The organism is Microbacterium tumbae, from assembly GCF_054780175.1.
This window is the reverse complement of the sequence record NZ_BAAGWV010000002.1, coordinates 804,919-818,752: the sequence shown is the minus strand read 5'-3', so window position 1 is coordinate 818,752 and position 13,834 is coordinate 804,919. Positions and strand designations below refer to the sequence as shown.

General features: G+C 67.6%; 17 protein-coding genes, 1 tRNA gene, 1 other RNA gene and 1 pseudogene. 7 read left to right on the top strand and 13 right to left on the bottom strand.

What is annotated here, in order from left to right; all coding sequences use genetic code 11:
- Positions 1-92 precede the first annotated feature (92 nt).
- Both ACYVGQ_RS11290 and ACYVGQ_RS11285 read right to left on the bottom strand, forming a co-directional pair.
- Entirely contained in the window at positions 93-482 is a 390-nt protein-coding gene (locus tag ACYVGQ_RS11290; protein ID WP_460784704.1) for a hypothetical protein, read from the bottom strand.
- Positions 483-543: 61 nt separating this feature from the next.
- On the bottom strand, positions 544-894 hold the full coding sequence (locus ACYVGQ_RS11285; RefSeq protein WP_460784703.1) for a hypothetical protein: 351 nt from the start codon (positions 892-894) through the stop codon (positions 544-546).
- 213 nt (positions 895-1,107) lie between these two features.
- Here ACYVGQ_RS11285 and ACYVGQ_RS11280 point away from each other — a divergent pair.
- Both ACYVGQ_RS11280 and dapF read left to right on the top strand, forming a co-directional pair.
- A pseudogene (locus ACYVGQ_RS11280) lies at positions 1,108-1,248 on the top strand (IS256 family transposase); the annotation flags it as partial.
- A 67-nt stretch (positions 1,249-1,315) separates the two neighbouring features.
- Entirely contained in the window at positions 1,316-2,188 is an 873-nt protein-coding gene (gene dapF, locus ACYVGQ_RS11275; protein WP_460784702.1) for a diaminopimelate epimerase, read from the top strand.
- Between the two features lie 140 nt (positions 2,189-2,328).
- Here dapF and ACYVGQ_RS11270 read toward each other — a convergent pair whose 3' ends face one another.
- Positions 2,329-2,973 (bottom strand): class I SAM-dependent methyltransferase, encoded by a 645-nt coding sequence (locus tag ACYVGQ_RS11270; protein WP_460784701.1) that lies wholly within the window; start codon positions 2,971-2,973, stop codon positions 2,329-2,331.
- A gap of 78 nt (positions 2,974-3,051) precedes the next feature.
- On the opposite strand from ACYVGQ_RS11270, the gene hflX reads away from it, so the two are divergent.
- Positions 3,052-4,563, top strand: a complete 1,512-nt coding sequence (gene hflX, locus ACYVGQ_RS11265; RefSeq protein ID WP_460784851.1) for a GTPase HflX — start codon at positions 3,052-3,054, stop codon at positions 4,561-4,563.
- 146 nt (positions 4,564-4,709) lie between these two features.
- Here the strand turns inward: hflX and ACYVGQ_RS11260 are convergent, their stop codons facing one another.
- Entirely contained in the window at positions 4,710-5,372 is a 663-nt protein-coding gene (locus tag ACYVGQ_RS11260; protein WP_460784700.1) for an SIMPL domain-containing protein, read from the bottom strand.
- A 133-nt stretch (positions 5,373-5,505) separates the two neighbouring features.
- Between ACYVGQ_RS11260 and ssrA the strand changes: the two genes are divergently transcribed.
- Positions 5,506-5,875: a transfer-messenger RNA gene (ssrA, locus tag ACYVGQ_RS11255) on the top strand.
- 152 nt (positions 5,876-6,027) lie between these two features.
- Here the strand turns inward: ssrA and ACYVGQ_RS11250 are convergent.
- From ACYVGQ_RS11250 to hisN, 3 genes are read right to left on the bottom strand one after another with little or no spacing between them, the layout of a single operon-like run.
- Entirely contained in the window at positions 6,028-6,411 is a 384-nt protein-coding gene (locus ACYVGQ_RS11250) for a hypothetical protein (RefSeq protein WP_460784699.1), read from the bottom strand.
- Between the two features lie 26 nt (positions 6,412-6,437).
- The gene (locus ACYVGQ_RS11245) at positions 6,438-7,001 is read right to left on the bottom strand and encodes a hypothetical protein (protein WP_460784850.1); all 564 of its coding nucleotides are present in this window, start codon (positions 6,999-7,001) and stop codon (positions 6,438-6,440) included.
- Between the two features lie 19 nt (positions 7,002-7,020).
- The gene (gene hisN / locus ACYVGQ_RS11240; RefSeq protein WP_460784698.1) at positions 7,021-7,827 is read right to left on the bottom strand and encodes a histidinol-phosphatase; all 807 of its coding nucleotides are present in this window, start codon (positions 7,825-7,827) and stop codon (positions 7,021-7,023) included.
- 125 nt (positions 7,828-7,952) lie between these two features.
- Here hisN and ACYVGQ_RS11235 point away from each other — a divergent pair.
- A tRNA-Lys gene (locus tag ACYVGQ_RS11235) sits at positions 7,953-8,025 on the top strand.
- A 63-nt stretch (positions 8,026-8,088) separates the two neighbouring features.
- Here ACYVGQ_RS11235 and ACYVGQ_RS11230 read toward each other — a convergent pair.
- On the bottom strand, positions 8,089-8,238 hold the full coding sequence (locus ACYVGQ_RS11230) for a hypothetical protein (RefSeq protein WP_460784697.1): 150 nt from the start codon (positions 8,236-8,238) through the stop codon (positions 8,089-8,091).
- Positions 8,239-8,378: 140 nt separating this feature from the next.
- Between ACYVGQ_RS11230 and ACYVGQ_RS11225 the strand changes: the two genes are divergently transcribed.
- Positions 8,379-8,678: a DUF7882 family protein gene (locus ACYVGQ_RS11225; protein ID WP_460784696.1), complete on the top strand. Its 300-nt coding sequence runs from the start codon at positions 8,379-8,381 to the stop codon at positions 8,676-8,678.
- A 278-nt stretch (positions 8,679-8,956) separates the two neighbouring features.
- Complete coding sequence (locus ACYVGQ_RS11220; protein ID WP_460784695.1) at positions 8,957-9,151, top strand: hypothetical protein; 195 nt, start codon at positions 8,957-8,959, stop codon at positions 9,149-9,151.
- A 91-nt stretch (positions 9,152-9,242) separates the two neighbouring features.
- On the opposite strand, the gene ACYVGQ_RS11215 is transcribed toward ACYVGQ_RS11220, so the two are convergent.
- From ACYVGQ_RS11215 to ACYVGQ_RS11195, 5 genes are read right to left on the bottom strand one after another with little or no spacing between them, the layout of a single operon-like run.
- Entirely contained in the window at positions 9,243-10,925 is a 1,683-nt protein-coding gene (locus ACYVGQ_RS11215) for an MDR family MFS transporter (protein WP_460784694.1), read from the bottom strand.
- Positions 10,926-11,537: a TetR/AcrR family transcriptional regulator gene (locus tag ACYVGQ_RS11210; RefSeq protein ID WP_460784693.1), complete on the bottom strand. Its 612-nt coding sequence runs from the start codon at positions 11,535-11,537 to the stop codon at positions 10,926-10,928. It lies immediately after the preceding gene.
- 60 nt (positions 11,538-11,597) lie between these two features.
- A complete protein-coding gene (locus tag ACYVGQ_RS11205; RefSeq protein ID WP_460784692.1) occupies positions 11,598-12,080 on the bottom strand; it encodes a YbaK/EbsC family protein in 483 nt (160 codons plus the stop codon).
- A 48-nt stretch (positions 12,081-12,128) separates the two neighbouring features.
- Entirely contained in the window at positions 12,129-13,361 is a 1,233-nt protein-coding gene (locus ACYVGQ_RS11200) for an MFS transporter (RefSeq protein ID WP_460784691.1), read from the bottom strand.
- Positions 13,358-13,804: a MarR family winged helix-turn-helix transcriptional regulator gene (locus ACYVGQ_RS11195; protein ID WP_460784690.1), complete on the bottom strand. Its 447-nt coding sequence runs from the start codon at positions 13,802-13,804 to the stop codon at positions 13,358-13,360. Before ACYVGQ_RS11195 ends, ACYVGQ_RS11200 begins: the two co-directional genes overlap by 4 nt.
- Positions 13,805-13,834 lie beyond the last annotated feature (30 nt).

The window sequence follows — 13,834 nt, the reverse complement described above, 5'->3', positions numbered from 1 at the left end:
GTGCCGTCTACAGGGGAGACGTGAGCACCGGGGCGGTTTCATGGAGCCATCGCAGCGGTGACCGGCATCGTGCCCTCTCGATAGCATGCCCGTCATTCGAATCGGATGCCGATGACTTCCCCGTCCCAGTCACAGCGTTCAGCAACCGCGTTTAGGACCGGCCTCGTGTCCACCTCGTAGTAGCCGCCTGTTCCTTGCACCTCATCGCCGAGTCGCTTGGTCCCTATTCCCGGGATATCGATAGCGACCTCCGTTCCGTCTACGGCGGTTGTTCCTCGCGGCCAGACAGCCGGATAACTCGTGCCCTGCGCAGATATGCCGACACAGCCCGCTTGGGTAATCGTCACCGTTCCTGAGATGGCGGCCTCATCGCCGGTGAGGAACCCGTCATCAGTGATCAGCGTGGCTGCATTGCCCCCACGCAGCGTCACCCCACCCGAGCATCCCGCGGTGGCGATCGCTACCGCGATCACGAGGCCCACCCCACCGAGCATCTGCCCAACTCAGGGAGTCAGCATGCGACAGCCGTACAGAGCGAGACCTTCATGGCCGAGAGGGCGTTCCCCATGTCTGCGTGGCCGATACGGCCCCAGGGTCTTTCGGCCAAGCGGCCATGACGATCTCTTGCGCGGTGATGTCGAGGTAGCCCGCTGCTCCATCAATGCCTGGTTGAGCTTCCAACGCGGCGTGCGTATCTCGGAGCGTTGCCCGGAGTTCAGTCGTCGTGAACCGGGCATCGGTTCTGACTTCGGTGTTGCGGGACACCTCAGCGATGCGCTGCCCGGCCTCGGCGCTCGGAACCCCGACAAAGGAGATCCATGCGTCGTGTTCGTCTGTCGGGTCGATCGCGGCGCCGGCATAATAGTTCGCTTCCGTGACTTCAAGCCCGGCCACGAGGCGGGAGAACAGGGCTCGCACCTGCGCTGACGGGGATGAGAGTGATGGGCACAGCGAGGACAGCGACGGCTAACGCGCGTGCGGTCTTCAACGCTTCTCTCCTTCGAGCATGGGTCAGTCACGTGGAGTGAATCATCTTTTGCTGACGCGCGGGATGCGGTTTGCCCTGCGTTAGGCAGGAGTTCATCAAGGAGCCTTGACCCGTCTGCGTTGCTTGAGCTGCTCACCGAGCTGAGGCCGACCGACACTACCGATCGGATCGGTCAGATGACGGAATCGCTCTATCGGGAACTCATCGACGCCGAAGCGGTCGCGGTGATCGGCTTCTACGACGCGTTCGGCTATGAGCGGTTCGACGTCTCGACGGCAGGCAAGCGGCTCATCGCCGACGCCTGATCCGAATCCATAGACTGTTGTCATGGTCGCATTCACCAAGGGGCACGGCACAGGCAACGATTTCGTGATCATCGCCGACCCCGAAGGCCGGCTCGAGCTGACGGCCGATCAGGTCGCGGCGATCTGCGACCGCCATTTCGGGATCGGCGCGGACGGGGTCCTTCGCGTGGTGCGTTCGAGCGCGCTCGCGGAGGGAGCCGCCGCCCTCGCCGAGGAGCCGGCCGCCGAGTGGTTCATGGACTACCGGAACGCCGACGGCTCGCTGGCGGAGATGTGCGGCAACGGCATCCGCGTCTTCGCGCACTACCTGATCCGTGCGGGGCTCGCGGCGATCGATTCCGGCACGACGCTGCCGATCGGCACTCGCGCCGGCGTGCGCGATGTGACCCGCAGCGAGACGGGGTACCAGGTCGATCTCGGTCGCTGGAAGCTGTCCGGCGGTGAGCCGCTGGCGAAGGTCAGAGGTCTGTCCGTGGCGCGCCCCGGACTCGGCATCGACATCGGCAACCCGCATGTGGTCGTGGCTCTCGCCTCCGAGCAGGAGCTCTCGGCCCTCGAGTTGGAGTACGCGCCGCAGCTGGATCCGGTCCCGGTCGCCGGCGCCAATGTCGAGTTCGTCGTGCCGGGCGAGCCGCTGGTGCGCGACGGTGTCGGCCATGTCTCGATGCGGGTCTTCGAGCGCGGCGTCGGCGAGACGCTGAGCTGTGGTACGGGCGTCGCCGCGACCGCCCTCGCTGTCCGGCACTGGGCCGGCGCACAGGCGCCGGACCACTGGCGCGTCGAGGTTCCGGGCGGCACGCTGGGCGTGCGCATGTTCCCTGCGGAGGATGGGGAGCACGTGGCGCTCTCCGGTCCCGCCCAGCTGGTGTTCGGCGGCGAGATCGATCTGGTCTGACGCCCCGACGTCGGGCGCTGCTGCCGGCGAACGTCGTCCTGGTGGCCAGGGGTATCTCAGATGTTCGCTTGGATGCCGAGGAGGAGGCCGGACGAGGAACCCGACAGCTCGGCGATGACCAGTCGCCGGGCCGGCAGCGATCACTCGGCCAGGGCGATGGGCTCGGTCGGCGGAGTGCCGTGCTTGCGGACCTTCAGGACGCGGTACCCCCTGCCGGTCGCCGAGCGATACACGCTGTAGCCGGGATGGAAGGTGGCGCCGATCCAGCGCTGGAGCGAGTCCGCGCCGAGGTTCCGCTGCACCACGAGCCAGGCGTCGCTGCGCTCGTCGAGTCGGGGGAGCCAGTGCTCGAGCATGTCGTGGAGGATGCTCTTGCCCACTCTGATGGGCGGGTTGGAGCGGATCGTGCGGAATCTCATCGCGGCGGGAACATCCTCGGGCAGCACGGCGTTGATATTCACGAGACCGAGGGAAGCGGCGTTGCGCCGGACCAGATCGAGTGCCCGCTCGTTGACGTCGACGGCCCAGACGGTGGCGTGGGGGGCTGCGAGAGCCATGCTGATGCTGATCGGTCCCCACCCGCATCCGAGGTCGAGAAAATCGCCCCCTGGCGGAACGGGAGGCATGTTCGCCAGCAGCACGGCCGTACCGGCATCCAGCCGGTCAGGGCTGAAGACGCCCCCCGCCGTGGTGATCTGCAGCGGACGACCTGCGAGCGTCACCTCGATGGTGCGCAGGTTCTCAGGGCTTGCCGGGGCCGCGGTGAAGTAGTGATCAGACCCCATAGGGTGAGCGTACCGGAGAGCGGGGTTAAGGTTAAGGCGCTCCCGCGAAGACGACGACACATGACAGAACAGGACCGGATGACCGACACCACGAACGACAGCCGCACGGATGAGCTCCTGGATCGAGTGCTGACGAACGCCGAGCAGCGCACGGAGGCGCACGTCTTCGGTGCAGCGCAGGCGATCCAGGACGCCTCCACCGCGGCGCACACGGATGCCGACGGGGCGCAGTGGGATCTCGAGGATCGGCATGCCCTCCGCCGAGTCGTCGGCCTCTCCACGGAGCTCGAGGACGTCACCGAGGTCGAGTACCGGCAGCTGCGGCTCGAGAACGTCGTGCTCGTCGGCGTCTACCCCCAGGGAGCGCAGGACGACGCGGAGAACTCCCTGCGCGAGCTGTCCGCTCTCGCGGAGACGGCCGGCGCCGTCGTGCTCGACGGTCTGCTGCAGCGTCGTCCGCACCCGGATCCCGCGACCTACCTGGGGCGGGGGAAGGCCCAGGAGCTGAAGGACATCGTCGCCGCGGTCGGCGCGGACACGGTGATCGCCGACACAGAGCTCGCCCCCAGCCAGCGGCGTGCGCTCGAGGACGTCGTCAAGGTGAAGGTCATCGATCGCACCACGGTGATCCTCGACATCTTCAGCCAGCACGCCAAGAGCCGTGAGGGCAAGGCGCAGGTCGAGCTCGCTCAGCTCGAGTACCTCCTGCCGCGTCTTCGCGGATGGGGCGACTCGATGAGCCGGCAGGCCGGTGGTCAGGTGGGCGCGGGCGGCGCAGGGATGGGATCGCGCGGACCCGGTGAGACGAAGATCGAGCTCGACCGTCGCCGCATCCGCACGAAGATGGCGCTGCTGCGCCGTCAGATCCGCGACTTCGCGCCCGCACGCGATGCGAAGCGGGCAGAGCGAAAGCGCAACACGATCCCCTCCGTGGCGATCGCGGGCTATACGAATGCTGGAAAGTCCAGTCTGCTGAACGCGCTCACGAACGCGGGAGTGCTCGTCGAGAACGCGTTGTTCGCGACGCTGGACGCGACCGTCCGGCGTACGGAGACCGCGGACGGCCGCGTCTTCACGCTGACGGACACCGTCGGCTTCGTGCGCAACCTGCCGCATCAGCTCGTCGAGGCATTCCGCTCCACGCTGGAGGAGGTCGGCGACGCCGATGTCGTGCTCCACGTCGTCGACGGCTCGCACCCCGACCCTGCCGGGCAGCTGCAGACCGTCCGCGACGTTCTCGGAGATGTCGGCGTACGAGACATGCCGGAGATCGTCGTCTTCAACAAGGCCGATCTCATCGACGAGGACGAGCGCCTCGTGCTGCGGGGGCTCGAGCCGAAGGCACACTTCGTGTCCTCCCGTTCAGGGGAGGGCATCGCCGAGCTCCGGATCGCAGTCGAGGAGGCGCTGCCGAGGCCCGCGGTCGAGATCCGCGCGCTGGTTCCCTACGATCGCGGCGATCTGGTCGCTGCGATCCACGAGACCGGGATGCTACTCTCGGCCGACCACGGCGAGCACGGCACCACCGTGCACGCTCGGGTATCGGAGCGTCTCGCCGCCGAGCTCGCACCGTTCGAGTCCGTCGCCTGAGACGCCCTCGACTGCACGATCATTGTCGGGATCAGGAACAGGCATCCTGATCCGGATGCCGGTTCCTGATCCCGCGCCGCTGAGGACGCCGAACCCGCGAGGCTCAGCTCTCTGGTGCGAGGCTGACCACACTGATCCCGGGCGGTTCAGCGCGCGAGGAAGCGCGCCTCGACGACGGCGGAGATCACGATGTCATCGGGCTCGTACTCCATCGACGCACCGGAATCGGCGGAGGCGAAAGCGGCCATACGCCCCTTGGCCATGATCTCCGGCGATGCCTGGTCGCGCGAGAGGAGGCCGGTGTCCGCGATCTCGAGCGGCACGATCGTGTCGAGGCGGAGCGCGCCCGCGTACGCTTCGGCGCGGGTGACCGCCGTTCCGACGGCGGAGGCGGCGACTTCCCGCTCGGTCCGCTCCCGAGTCTCAGGGGTGAGGTGCCAGTCGACCCAGCCGACCTCGACGCCGTCCCACGCGGAGATCTCCGACACCCAGATCGAGAGCTCGGATGCCTCTGCGAAGGTGGCCGTGAAGTCGACGGCGGCGTAGTACACGGGTGCGAGGCGCTTGCCTTCGTTGTTCCAGGGGCGCTCGGCGCGAACGGACAGTCTCTTGCTGGCCCAGTCGACGAGGGCGCCGGAATCCGACCGAGCGGTCAGCCCGGTGCGGACCGGCTCTGCGAGACTCAGCGCCTGCTCGACGACCGCTGCGCGCTCCGGTCCTTCGGAGCGGACGCTGACGTGGACGGTGGCCCGCTCGGGGGCGACACGGGCCTCGCTCTCGCCGCGGACGGTGATGGTGACGTCGCTCATGAGGGCGACTCTACGCGAGTCTCGCGGAATGGCGTGCAGGCCGGATACGTTGTACGCTGTAATGCTCGGGTGCGAGAGCTTCCGAACTGACAATTCCACAGCGCGACAGCGGCTCCTTCGCAAGAAGGACCACGGGGCTGATCGGTTTCGACAGCGCCTGTGAATCCACGAGAAGCGGGCCGAGGATGCAGAGTTATCTCGTAAACGCTCTCTGCAAAACAATAGTTGCCGAATCCAAGCGCAACGACTTCGCCCTCGCTGCATAAGCGAGCCCGATAGTCCGTCAGACCGTATGTGATTCCGATACGGATCCTGGCGTCATCTAGGAATCTTGCTGTGTGACGGCGTCTGGACGTCACACGGGACTCTTCCCAGGCTGGGCTCGTCGACTTAGGTGTCTGTGACAAAGGTCGGAGCCGAGCAGAACGTCTGCACAGACTGCGCCCGGAGAAGGCGTGGAGACTCAGCGCTGGACGGGGGTTCGATTCCCCCCAGCTCCACCGAACCGCTGTCGCAGTGAAAAGCCCGCCTCCCCCGGAAGAACACGGGAGGCGGGCTTTCACGTCTGCGGATTGTGAGACGACCGGCGCAGTGGCACCGTCGGACGGCGACCATCTGACGGTCGTCGTCGTCCGTTCTCCGCTGGACGCGGGGATCAGGCGTTCGCCACCGAACCCGCCAGCTGCCCGGTCTGAGCCAGCGCCGCCTGCAGTGCATTCGCGAGCTCCTCGAACGCGGTCTTGGTCTTCGCGGCGCCGATGGCGCCGCCCTTGAACGCGCCGGCGGTCAGATCACGGTTCAGACGCGCGACGAGGTTGCCCGCGGCATCCTGCGAGTAGTCCACCGCGAACGAGACATGGAATCCTCTGCCCGCCATCGCTCCGAGCCAGAACGTCTTCTGCTTGCTGCCGCGGGACGCCACCGTCGTCGTGCCCGTGGGCAGCTCCTGAACGCTGTATCCCTGGGCCTGGAGGACGGCGGAGATCGTCGCGCGAGCGGCGGTGGGGGCTCCGGTGAGGAAGAAGTCATGCGATGCCATGATCGCCAGGCTATCCGACGGCGGAGTCAGGGCCAGTCGATGAGAACGAGGCTCTGCTTCGTGTCGGCGAACTTCACCCAGCCGTCGCCGAACAGATAGGTCATCCCGTACCCGTCCTCGTCGGTCTGGAAGGAGGCCGAGGGATCCTCGGTGAGGTAGACGCCGACGTCGCCGTCCTCGCGGGTCCAGCCCTCGGCGATGAGCGTGCTCTGCGCGGCAGCCGCATCCTCCGCGGCCAGAGGCGCCCAGGCGAAGAACTGACCGTGGTCCGAAGGCTCGTCCCAGTTCGCCCAGGCGCAGTAGATCCCGCCCTCGAGCGGGCCGTCGACGAGGACGAAGTCGGACTGCTCTGCGCTCCACCCGAGCTCCTGCAGCGCCGTCACGGTGCCCTCGGAGACGATCGTCTCGCACGTCGGGTCGGCTGCGGGCTCTTCCGGACCCGGTGTCTCCTCGGTCACCGGAGCAGTCGTCTCCGCAGCGGTGGGAGCGGCGGACGGCGACTCCTCGACCTCCGGCGTCGAGGCGCACGAGGCGAGCGCGAGGGTCAGGACGAGAACGGATCCTGCGGCGAGGGGGATGCGGGGGATCATCACGGGCCTTGTCGATGTCTCAGGCGGTCGGGGGATGGAGGAGCTCGAGGAAGGCGTCGTGCAGGACGCCGTTGCTTGCGAGTGTCGACAGCGCGGACAGCGTCTCGACGCCGTCGAACGAGGTCATGCGCCCGCCCGCCTCGCGCACGATCGGGACCGCGGCGGCGATGTCGTACTCCTTGACGTCGAACTCGGCGACCATGTCGATGCGGCCCTCGGCGAGGAGCATGTAGGCGTAGACGTCGCCGTAGGCGCGGTCGCGCCAGACGCGCTCGGCGAGCGCGAGCAGAGCGTCGGCCTTGCCGGCATCCGCCCACTGCGTGATGCTCTGGAAGCTCACGCTCGCGTCTTCGAGGACGTCGACGGCGGAGACCCGGAGCCGCCTCGGCCCGGCGGGGGAGTCCGTCCATGCGCCGGCGCCGGCGGATGCCCACCAGCGGCGCCCGAGGGCGGGCATGCTGACGACTCCGACCTGGGGGACGCCGTCGACGGCGAGCGCGATCATCGTGCCCCACAGCGGGACGCCGCGCAGGAAGTTGGCCGTCCCGTCGATCGGGTCGATGATCCACTGCCGGTGTGCGTCGCCCTCGGTGCCGTACTCCTCGCCGAGGATGCCGTCGGTGGGGCGCTCGGTCGCGAGAATGCTTCGGATCGCCCGTTCGGTCGCGAGATCCGCGTCAGTCACGTGCGACCGGTCGGCCTTGCGGGACACCTCCAGGTCCGCGGCGTCGAATCGCGGCAGGGATTGGGCATCCGCAGCATCCGCGAGGCGAAGTGCGAGGACGAGGTCGCTCTGGAGCTCGCTGGCAGCGGGGGAGTCTGTCACCCGATCAGGATACCGTCGGGCGTGGAATCGGGCCGGCAAGGGTCGCCGCGTGACGTTCCCGCTTCGATTTCGTCTCGGGCCGAAGGGCTGGTAATGTAATTCCTCGGCCGGTGAACACCGGTGACGCACCTCTAGCTCAATCGGCAGAGCAACTGACTCTTAATCAGTGGGTTCTGGGTTCAAGTCCCAGGGGGTGCACCGAAGCCCCGATCTCTCGCCAGGTCGGGGCTTTATGCATGCCTGGCCACCCTTGGACTCGGCCTAGGGGAGATCCTCGACGTCGATCTGCTCATCGTCCTCCTCCTCGGCGGGCGATGGCTGCTCGGGGTGCGCGGTCGGGATATCGGGGTCCGCGCCCTCCGCTTCGACGCGACGTTCTTCGTCGGGGGACTCCTGGGGATTCGACACCATGACGCTCCGATCTCTCGTGCGCACCTTCTGCGCAGCATCCATCGTGGGGGGCGCAGAAGGATCTGTCGCGGCCATTGACAGAGCCGTCGTGCAGGACGACGGAAGCCGCCGGAAGATCTCCGATGGGCTATGTTCAGGCCATGGGCACAATGCAGTACGAAGGTCTGAAAGACATCCGGATAGAGGATCGGGCCCTCGCCCACCTGAAGGTGGTCATCCTCACCAAGCTGCGCAGGAACGAGAGCTTCTCCCTCTCCTGGAAGCACCCCGAGGAGCAGAAGGGCAGATCCACGATCTGGCTGCATCCGTCGATTCCCTTGCGCTTCGAGTTCGACGAGGACGAGGCGCCGGCGATGAATCCGCGATGGCTCGAAGCGCTCATGCATTCCGCGAACACCACGGGCGGGATCACCCTCGTCGACGAGGTCCTGGACGCATAGCACCGCGTCATGCTCTCGGGATCACGCGATCATCGCGATGCTCTCTGACCCGAAGCCGACCCCTGTGCGTCCTGGGGAACCGGAGGAGAGCCGACCGGCCGGCAGAGGTCCGCGACGACTCGCCGGCATGACATGGATCAGCCCCCTCATCTGTCCGAGCGGATGCGGGGGCTGATCTCGTCGCTCCCGAGGTCACGCCCGAACGCGTCGCGTCAAGGCCCTCGCCTCGCATCGCGGCACCGGGATACCGTCGCGGGATCGATGCAGAGGAGAAGACGATGAGCGATCCGCAGAACACGCGAGGAACACCCGGCGAGAACGAGGAAGCCGATACGGCCTCCGGCGGAGCGCCGGAACGGGCGGACGAGAGCAAGGACGCCCACACGACAGAGGGGGCCGCTTTCGACCGGACGACCTCCGAGCACACGACGGACGAGGACGGCACGCCGGTCGAGAACCCTTCTGGAGGGTGACGCCGGCCCTCGACGGAGGTGCTGACGGGGCGAGGCCCGCGGATGCTCTGAACACTTCGAGGATCCGCGGGCCTCATCGTGCGATGACGGATCAGCGCTCTACGGTCGTCGAGCCGCTCTCGTCCGGAACGGCTCCCTCCGGCGACCCTGTCCCGTCCGCGGCATCCGTCGGCCCGCTGCCGCGCAGCCCGGCCTCCAGCCGCTCGGCCTCTGCGCCGCCGATCGCCTCGCCCCGTGCCACGAGCCCTGCCTGATCCGACAGCGGGATCTGCTTGAGGAACAGGGAGAGGATCAAGGCCAGCGCAACGAACGGGATGAGATACCAGAACACCGGAGCGAGGGCGTCGGCGTACGCCGTGACGATGCCGTCCCGCACCTCGTCAGGCAAGGTGCTGAGGGTGGCGGGATCGATCGTCGACGCGGCCTGCGACGCCGCATCCGCCGAGGCCCCGGCGCCGGTGAACACGCCGAGGAGGTTCTCGGTGAGCCGTGTCGTGAAGATGGTGCCGAAGACGGCGGTGCCCAGCGAGGCCCCCACTTCGCGGAAGTAGTTGTTCGTGCTCGTCGCGGTGCCGATCTCGTCCGCGGGCACCGCGTTCTGCACGACGAGCACGACGACCTGCATGATGAGTCCCAGGCCGGCGCCGAAGAAGAACAGGAAGACGCAGATGAGCCAGATCGGCGTGGTCGCGGTGAGCGTCGTGAACGCGAGCATCGCGACACCGGTGACGATGGTGCCGAGGATCGGATAGATCTTGTACTTGCCGGTCTTCGAGATCGCGATGCCCGAGAAGATCGACGTTCCCATCAGACCCACCATCATCGGGATCATGAGCAGACCGGATGCGGCGGCCGAAGTGCCGGAGGACATCTGCAGGAACGTGGGGACGAAGCCGATCGCCGCGAACATCCCGATGCCCAGCACCAGGCCGATCGCCGTCGCGTTGATGAAGATGGGGTTGCGGAACAGGCTCAGCGGGATGATCGGGTCCTGCACGCGGGACTCGGTGATCACGAACGCGGTCGCGGCGACCACGAGGCCGGCGCCCCAGGCCCAGGTGGCGAGCGAGTCCCAGCCGAACTCCGCGTCGCCGCCGAAGTCGGTGAAGAAGATCAGGCAGGTCGTCGCGATCGACAGGAAGATCACACCGAGGATGTCGATCGGCTTCTCGGCCCTCTTGCTGGGAAGCTTCAGCGCGACCAGCGCGATGATGAACGCCGCGATGCCGACCGGGATGTTGATGTAGAACGCCCACTGCCAGGTGAGGTGGTCGACGAAGTAGCCGCCCAGCAGCGGGCCGGCGACGGCGGAGAGACCGAAGACGGCCCCCAGCGGGCCCATGTACTTGCCGCGCTCGTTCGCGGGCACGATGTCGGCGATGATGGCCTGCGAGAGGATCATCAGACCGCCGCCGCCCAGGCCCTGCAGCGCGCGGAAGACGACGAACATCCAGAAGTCGGTCGCGAACGCGCAGCCGATCGAGGCGAGCGTGAAGAGCGCGATCGCGACGAGGAAGAGATTGCGCCGGCCGAGCACGTCGCCGAACTTGCCGTAGATCGGCATGACGATGGTGGTGGCCAGCAGATACGCGGTAGTGATCCAGACCTGGTGGTCCACGCCGCCGAGCTCGCCGACGATCGTCGGCATGGCGGTGGAGACGATCGTCTGGTCGAGGCTGGAGAGCAGCATCCCCGCGATGAGGGCGCTGAAGATGATCCAGATGCGGCGCTGCGTGAGCAGGAAAGGCGCATCCTTCGTTGCGGTGACGGACATTCAGTCGGCTTTCTCTGGTGAGGTGAACGCGGAGCGGGCGATCCGCAGGCGTCGTACGAGCAGGTCGTCGAAGGATTCTGAGGACTGGTGATGGAGGAGCTGGTCCATGGACAGGCGCACCAGCGCGCCGACCGTGTGCACCATGACCTCGGCGCGCAGCTGCGCATCGGTCGTTTCGGCGGACCGGCGGAGGATCAGCGATATGTCCCGGCGCTCGTTCTTGCCCAGCTGCTCGAACGCAGCCTTGAGCAGCCGGGGCTCCTGCTCGATGATCGCGAACAGCGCGGGGGCGTCGTCGAGGGGGTTGAAGAGGCGGAACCGAGCGATCGTCAGCTCGATGAAGTCGTCGAGAAGATCGCCCGTGCGTTCTGCGAAGGCCTCTTCGAGAGCCTCTTGGCGCGGGTCGATCGCCGTGAAGCCGAAGACCGCGTTCTCCTTGCTCTCGAAGTAGTTGAAGAACGTCCGGCGCGAGACGCCGACTTCGGCGCACAGCTCCTCGACCGTGAAGCCCGCGAAGCCGCGATCGCCCGTCAAGCGGCGCGCGGCATCGGTGAGTGCGCGCGCGGTCTCTCGCTTGCGCTGTTCACGCAGGCTATCTGCACTCTCGCTCATGGAGTGCAATTATGCACTTCTATCCTAAGAGTGCACTGAGAAGGATGCTCGACGCGGTGATCAGACGACGTCGACGACCTCGCCGGCGGTGAGGGATCTCAGCTGCGCGAAGGTGAGCGGCATGACCGTGTGCGGGTGACCGGCGGCCGCCCAGAGCTCCGCATGCTCGGCGAGAGCGGTGTCCAGGTACGTGCGCAGCGGAGCCGGGTGTCCGACCGGCGCGACGCCGCCGATCACCTGGCCCGTGGCCGCGCGCACGACGGATGCCGGCGCCATCGCGACCTCGGTCGCCCCGATCGCCGAGGAGAGGACGGCGAGGTCGACGCGGTGCCCTCCGCTGGTCATGACGAGCACGGGGACGCCGTCCGCCAGGAAGACCAGGCTGTTCGCGATCGCCGCGACGTCGCAGCCGATGGCGGCAGCAGCCTCTGCCGCCGTGCGTGCAGAGTCCGGGAGCACGCGGATCTCGACGTCTAGACCCGCCTCGAAGAGATGCTGGCGCACGAGGCGGGAGCGTTCGGGCAGGGCGGCGGAGTCGGTCATCGCCCCACCGTATCGAACGCTCCCGTCAGCGTGCGGGGATGCCATGCCTCAGGCCGCGTCGCCGATCGCGATCGCCTCGGCGTCCTCCTGCGTGGTGTCCTCGGGCTCGTCGTCGATGTGCGCGAGGATGCGGCGGCCGAGGAAGACCGTCAGCGTCGCGATCAGCACGGAAGCGGCGGCGAACAGATAGGGCACGGTCGCGTTGAAGGCGTGCCAGAGCAGAGCCGCGAGCGGCGGAGCGATCGCCCCGCCGATGAAGCGCACGGCGGAGTAGGCCGACGACGCGACGGAGCGCGGCAGATCGGTGGCTTCCATCACGGCCTCGGTCAGCACGGTGTTCATGATGCCCAGAAGCAGGCCGCCCACGATGATGCAGGTCACGAGCCCGGCTGCGAGGTGTGCCAGGAGTCCTGCCGCGATCAGGTCGAGCGCGAGCAGCGGGAGCACGAGGAGGATGATCGTCGTGCGCCGCATCCTGCGCATCATCCACGGCGCCACCCAGACACTCGTGATCGCGAGGGCGACGCCCCAGCCGAAGAAGGTGAAGCCGATCCCCATCGCGCCGAAGCCGAGCGGGAACGGCGAGAAGGCCAGCAGGACGAAGAAGCCGATGTTGTAGAACAGCGCGGTGACCGCGAGGATCGCCAGCGCCGGACGGCCCAGTGCCCGGAACGGCGCGGAGAACGGCACGGGCGTGCGCTGCTCGTCCGGCGTCCTCAGCAGGGTGAGCACGGCGATGAAGCCGATCGCCATCAGCGCGACCACGCCGAAGAACGGTCCGCGCCAGCTCAACTCGCCGAGGAGTCCGCCCAGCAGAGGCCCGATGGCGATGCCGAGTCCGAGCGCCGCCTCGTAGAGCACGATCGCCGCGGCGCTTCCGCCGCTGGCCGAGCCGACGATCGTCGCGAGGGCTGTGGAGATGAACAGCGCATTGCCGAGGCCCCAGCCGGCGCGGAAGCCGATGATCGCATCGACGCTGCCGCTCAGAGCGCAGGCGAGGGCGAAGGCGACGATGAGGGCGAGTCCGATGAGCAGCGTCTTCTTCGCTCCGATGCGGCTGGACACCCAGCTCGTGATGAGCATCGCGAGCCCCGTGATCAGGAGGTAGCTCGTGAACAGCAGCTCGGTCTCGGCCGGGCTCGCCTCGAGCGACTCGGCGATCGCGGGGAGGATCGGGTCGACGAGTCCGATGCCCATGAAGGCCACCACGCTCGCGAACGCCACCGCCCAGACCTGCGCCGGCTGCTTCCAGACCGATTCCGTGGCTTTCGCGCCGCTCATTCGGATGCTCCTGTTCTCGTGGGGTGCTGTTCGATCGAGTGGGATGCGAGGATCTCGGCTGCGCGGGCGAGCGCGCTCCAGTCGTCCTCGTCGAGCCCGGCGAATCGGGGAGCCAGGGTCGCGCGGAACTCCGCACGCCACTCGGACATCGCGGTGCGCCCTGCAGGGGTGATGTCCACGACCGTCGCGCGGGAGTCCGCGGGGTCTGCCGATCGCGTGACGAGGCCGGCGCGGTCGAGGTCGCCGATCAGCCGGGTCATGCCCGGCTGCGTCGTGCGCGCCGCGGCCGCCAGCGTGCCGATGCGGATGCCGCCGGTCTCCTCGAGGATGCCGAGGACGCGCCACTGCGCCGAAGGGGCGTCGTTGTGCGCATCCTGGGCGGCGATCCTGGCCAGAGCGTGGGCCGAGAGCACGATCGAAGGGATGATGCCTTCTCGATTCATACCACTGAGTATATATCAGTTGGTATGGAT

Bases quoted from the DNA above. Each gene is read 5' to 3' on its own strand.
- dapF (WP_460784702.1), top strand. From the start codon at position 1,316: ATGGTCGCATTCACCAAGGGGCACGGCACAGGCAACGATTTCGTGATC.
- ACYVGQ_RS11270 (WP_460784701.1), bottom strand. From the start codon at position 2,973: ATGGGGTCTGATCACTACTTCACCGCGGCCCCGGCAAGCCCTGAGAAC.
- hflX (WP_460784851.1), top strand. From the start codon at position 3,052: ATGACCGACACCACGAACGACAGCCGCACGGATGAGCTCCTGGATCGA.
- ACYVGQ_RS11260 (WP_460784700.1), bottom strand. From the start codon at position 5,372: ATGAGCGACGTCACCATCACCGTCCGCGGCGAGAGCGAGGCCCGTGTC.
- ACYVGQ_RS11250 (WP_460784699.1), bottom strand. From the start codon at position 6,411: ATGGCATCGCATGACTTCTTCCTCACCGGAGCCCCCACCGCCGCTCGC.
- ACYVGQ_RS11245 (WP_460784850.1), bottom strand. From the start codon at position 7,001: ATGATCCCCCGCATCCCCCTCGCCGCAGGATCCGTTCTCGTCCTGACC.
- ACYVGQ_RS11230 (WP_460784697.1), bottom strand. From the start codon at position 8,238: ATGGTGTCGAATCCCCAGGAGTCCCCCGACGAAGAACGTCGCGTCGAA.
- ACYVGQ_RS11225 (WP_460784696.1), top strand. From the start codon at position 8,379: ATGGGCACAATGCAGTACGAAGGTCTGAAAGACATCCGGATAGAGGAT.
- ACYVGQ_RS11220 (WP_460784695.1), top strand. From the start codon at position 8,957: ATGAGCGATCCGCAGAACACGCGAGGAACACCCGGCGAGAACGAGGAA.
- ACYVGQ_RS11215 (WP_460784694.1), bottom strand. From the start codon at position 10,925: ATGTCCGTCACCGCAACGAAGGATGCGCCTTTCCTGCTCACGCAGCGC.
- ACYVGQ_RS11210 (WP_460784693.1), bottom strand. From the start codon at position 11,537: ATGAGCGAGAGTGCAGATAGCCTGCGTGAACAGCGCAAGCGAGAGACC.
- ACYVGQ_RS11205 (WP_460784692.1), bottom strand. From the start codon at position 12,080: ATGACCGACTCCGCCGCCCTGCCCGAACGCTCCCGCCTCGTGCGCCAG.
- ACYVGQ_RS11200 (WP_460784691.1), bottom strand. From the start codon at position 13,361: ATGAGCGGCGCGAAAGCCACGGAATCGGTCTGGAAGCAGCCGGCGCAG.
- ACYVGQ_RS11195 (WP_460784690.1), bottom strand. From the start codon at position 13,804: ATGAATCGAGAAGGCATCATCCCTTCGATCGTGCTCTCGGCCCACGCT.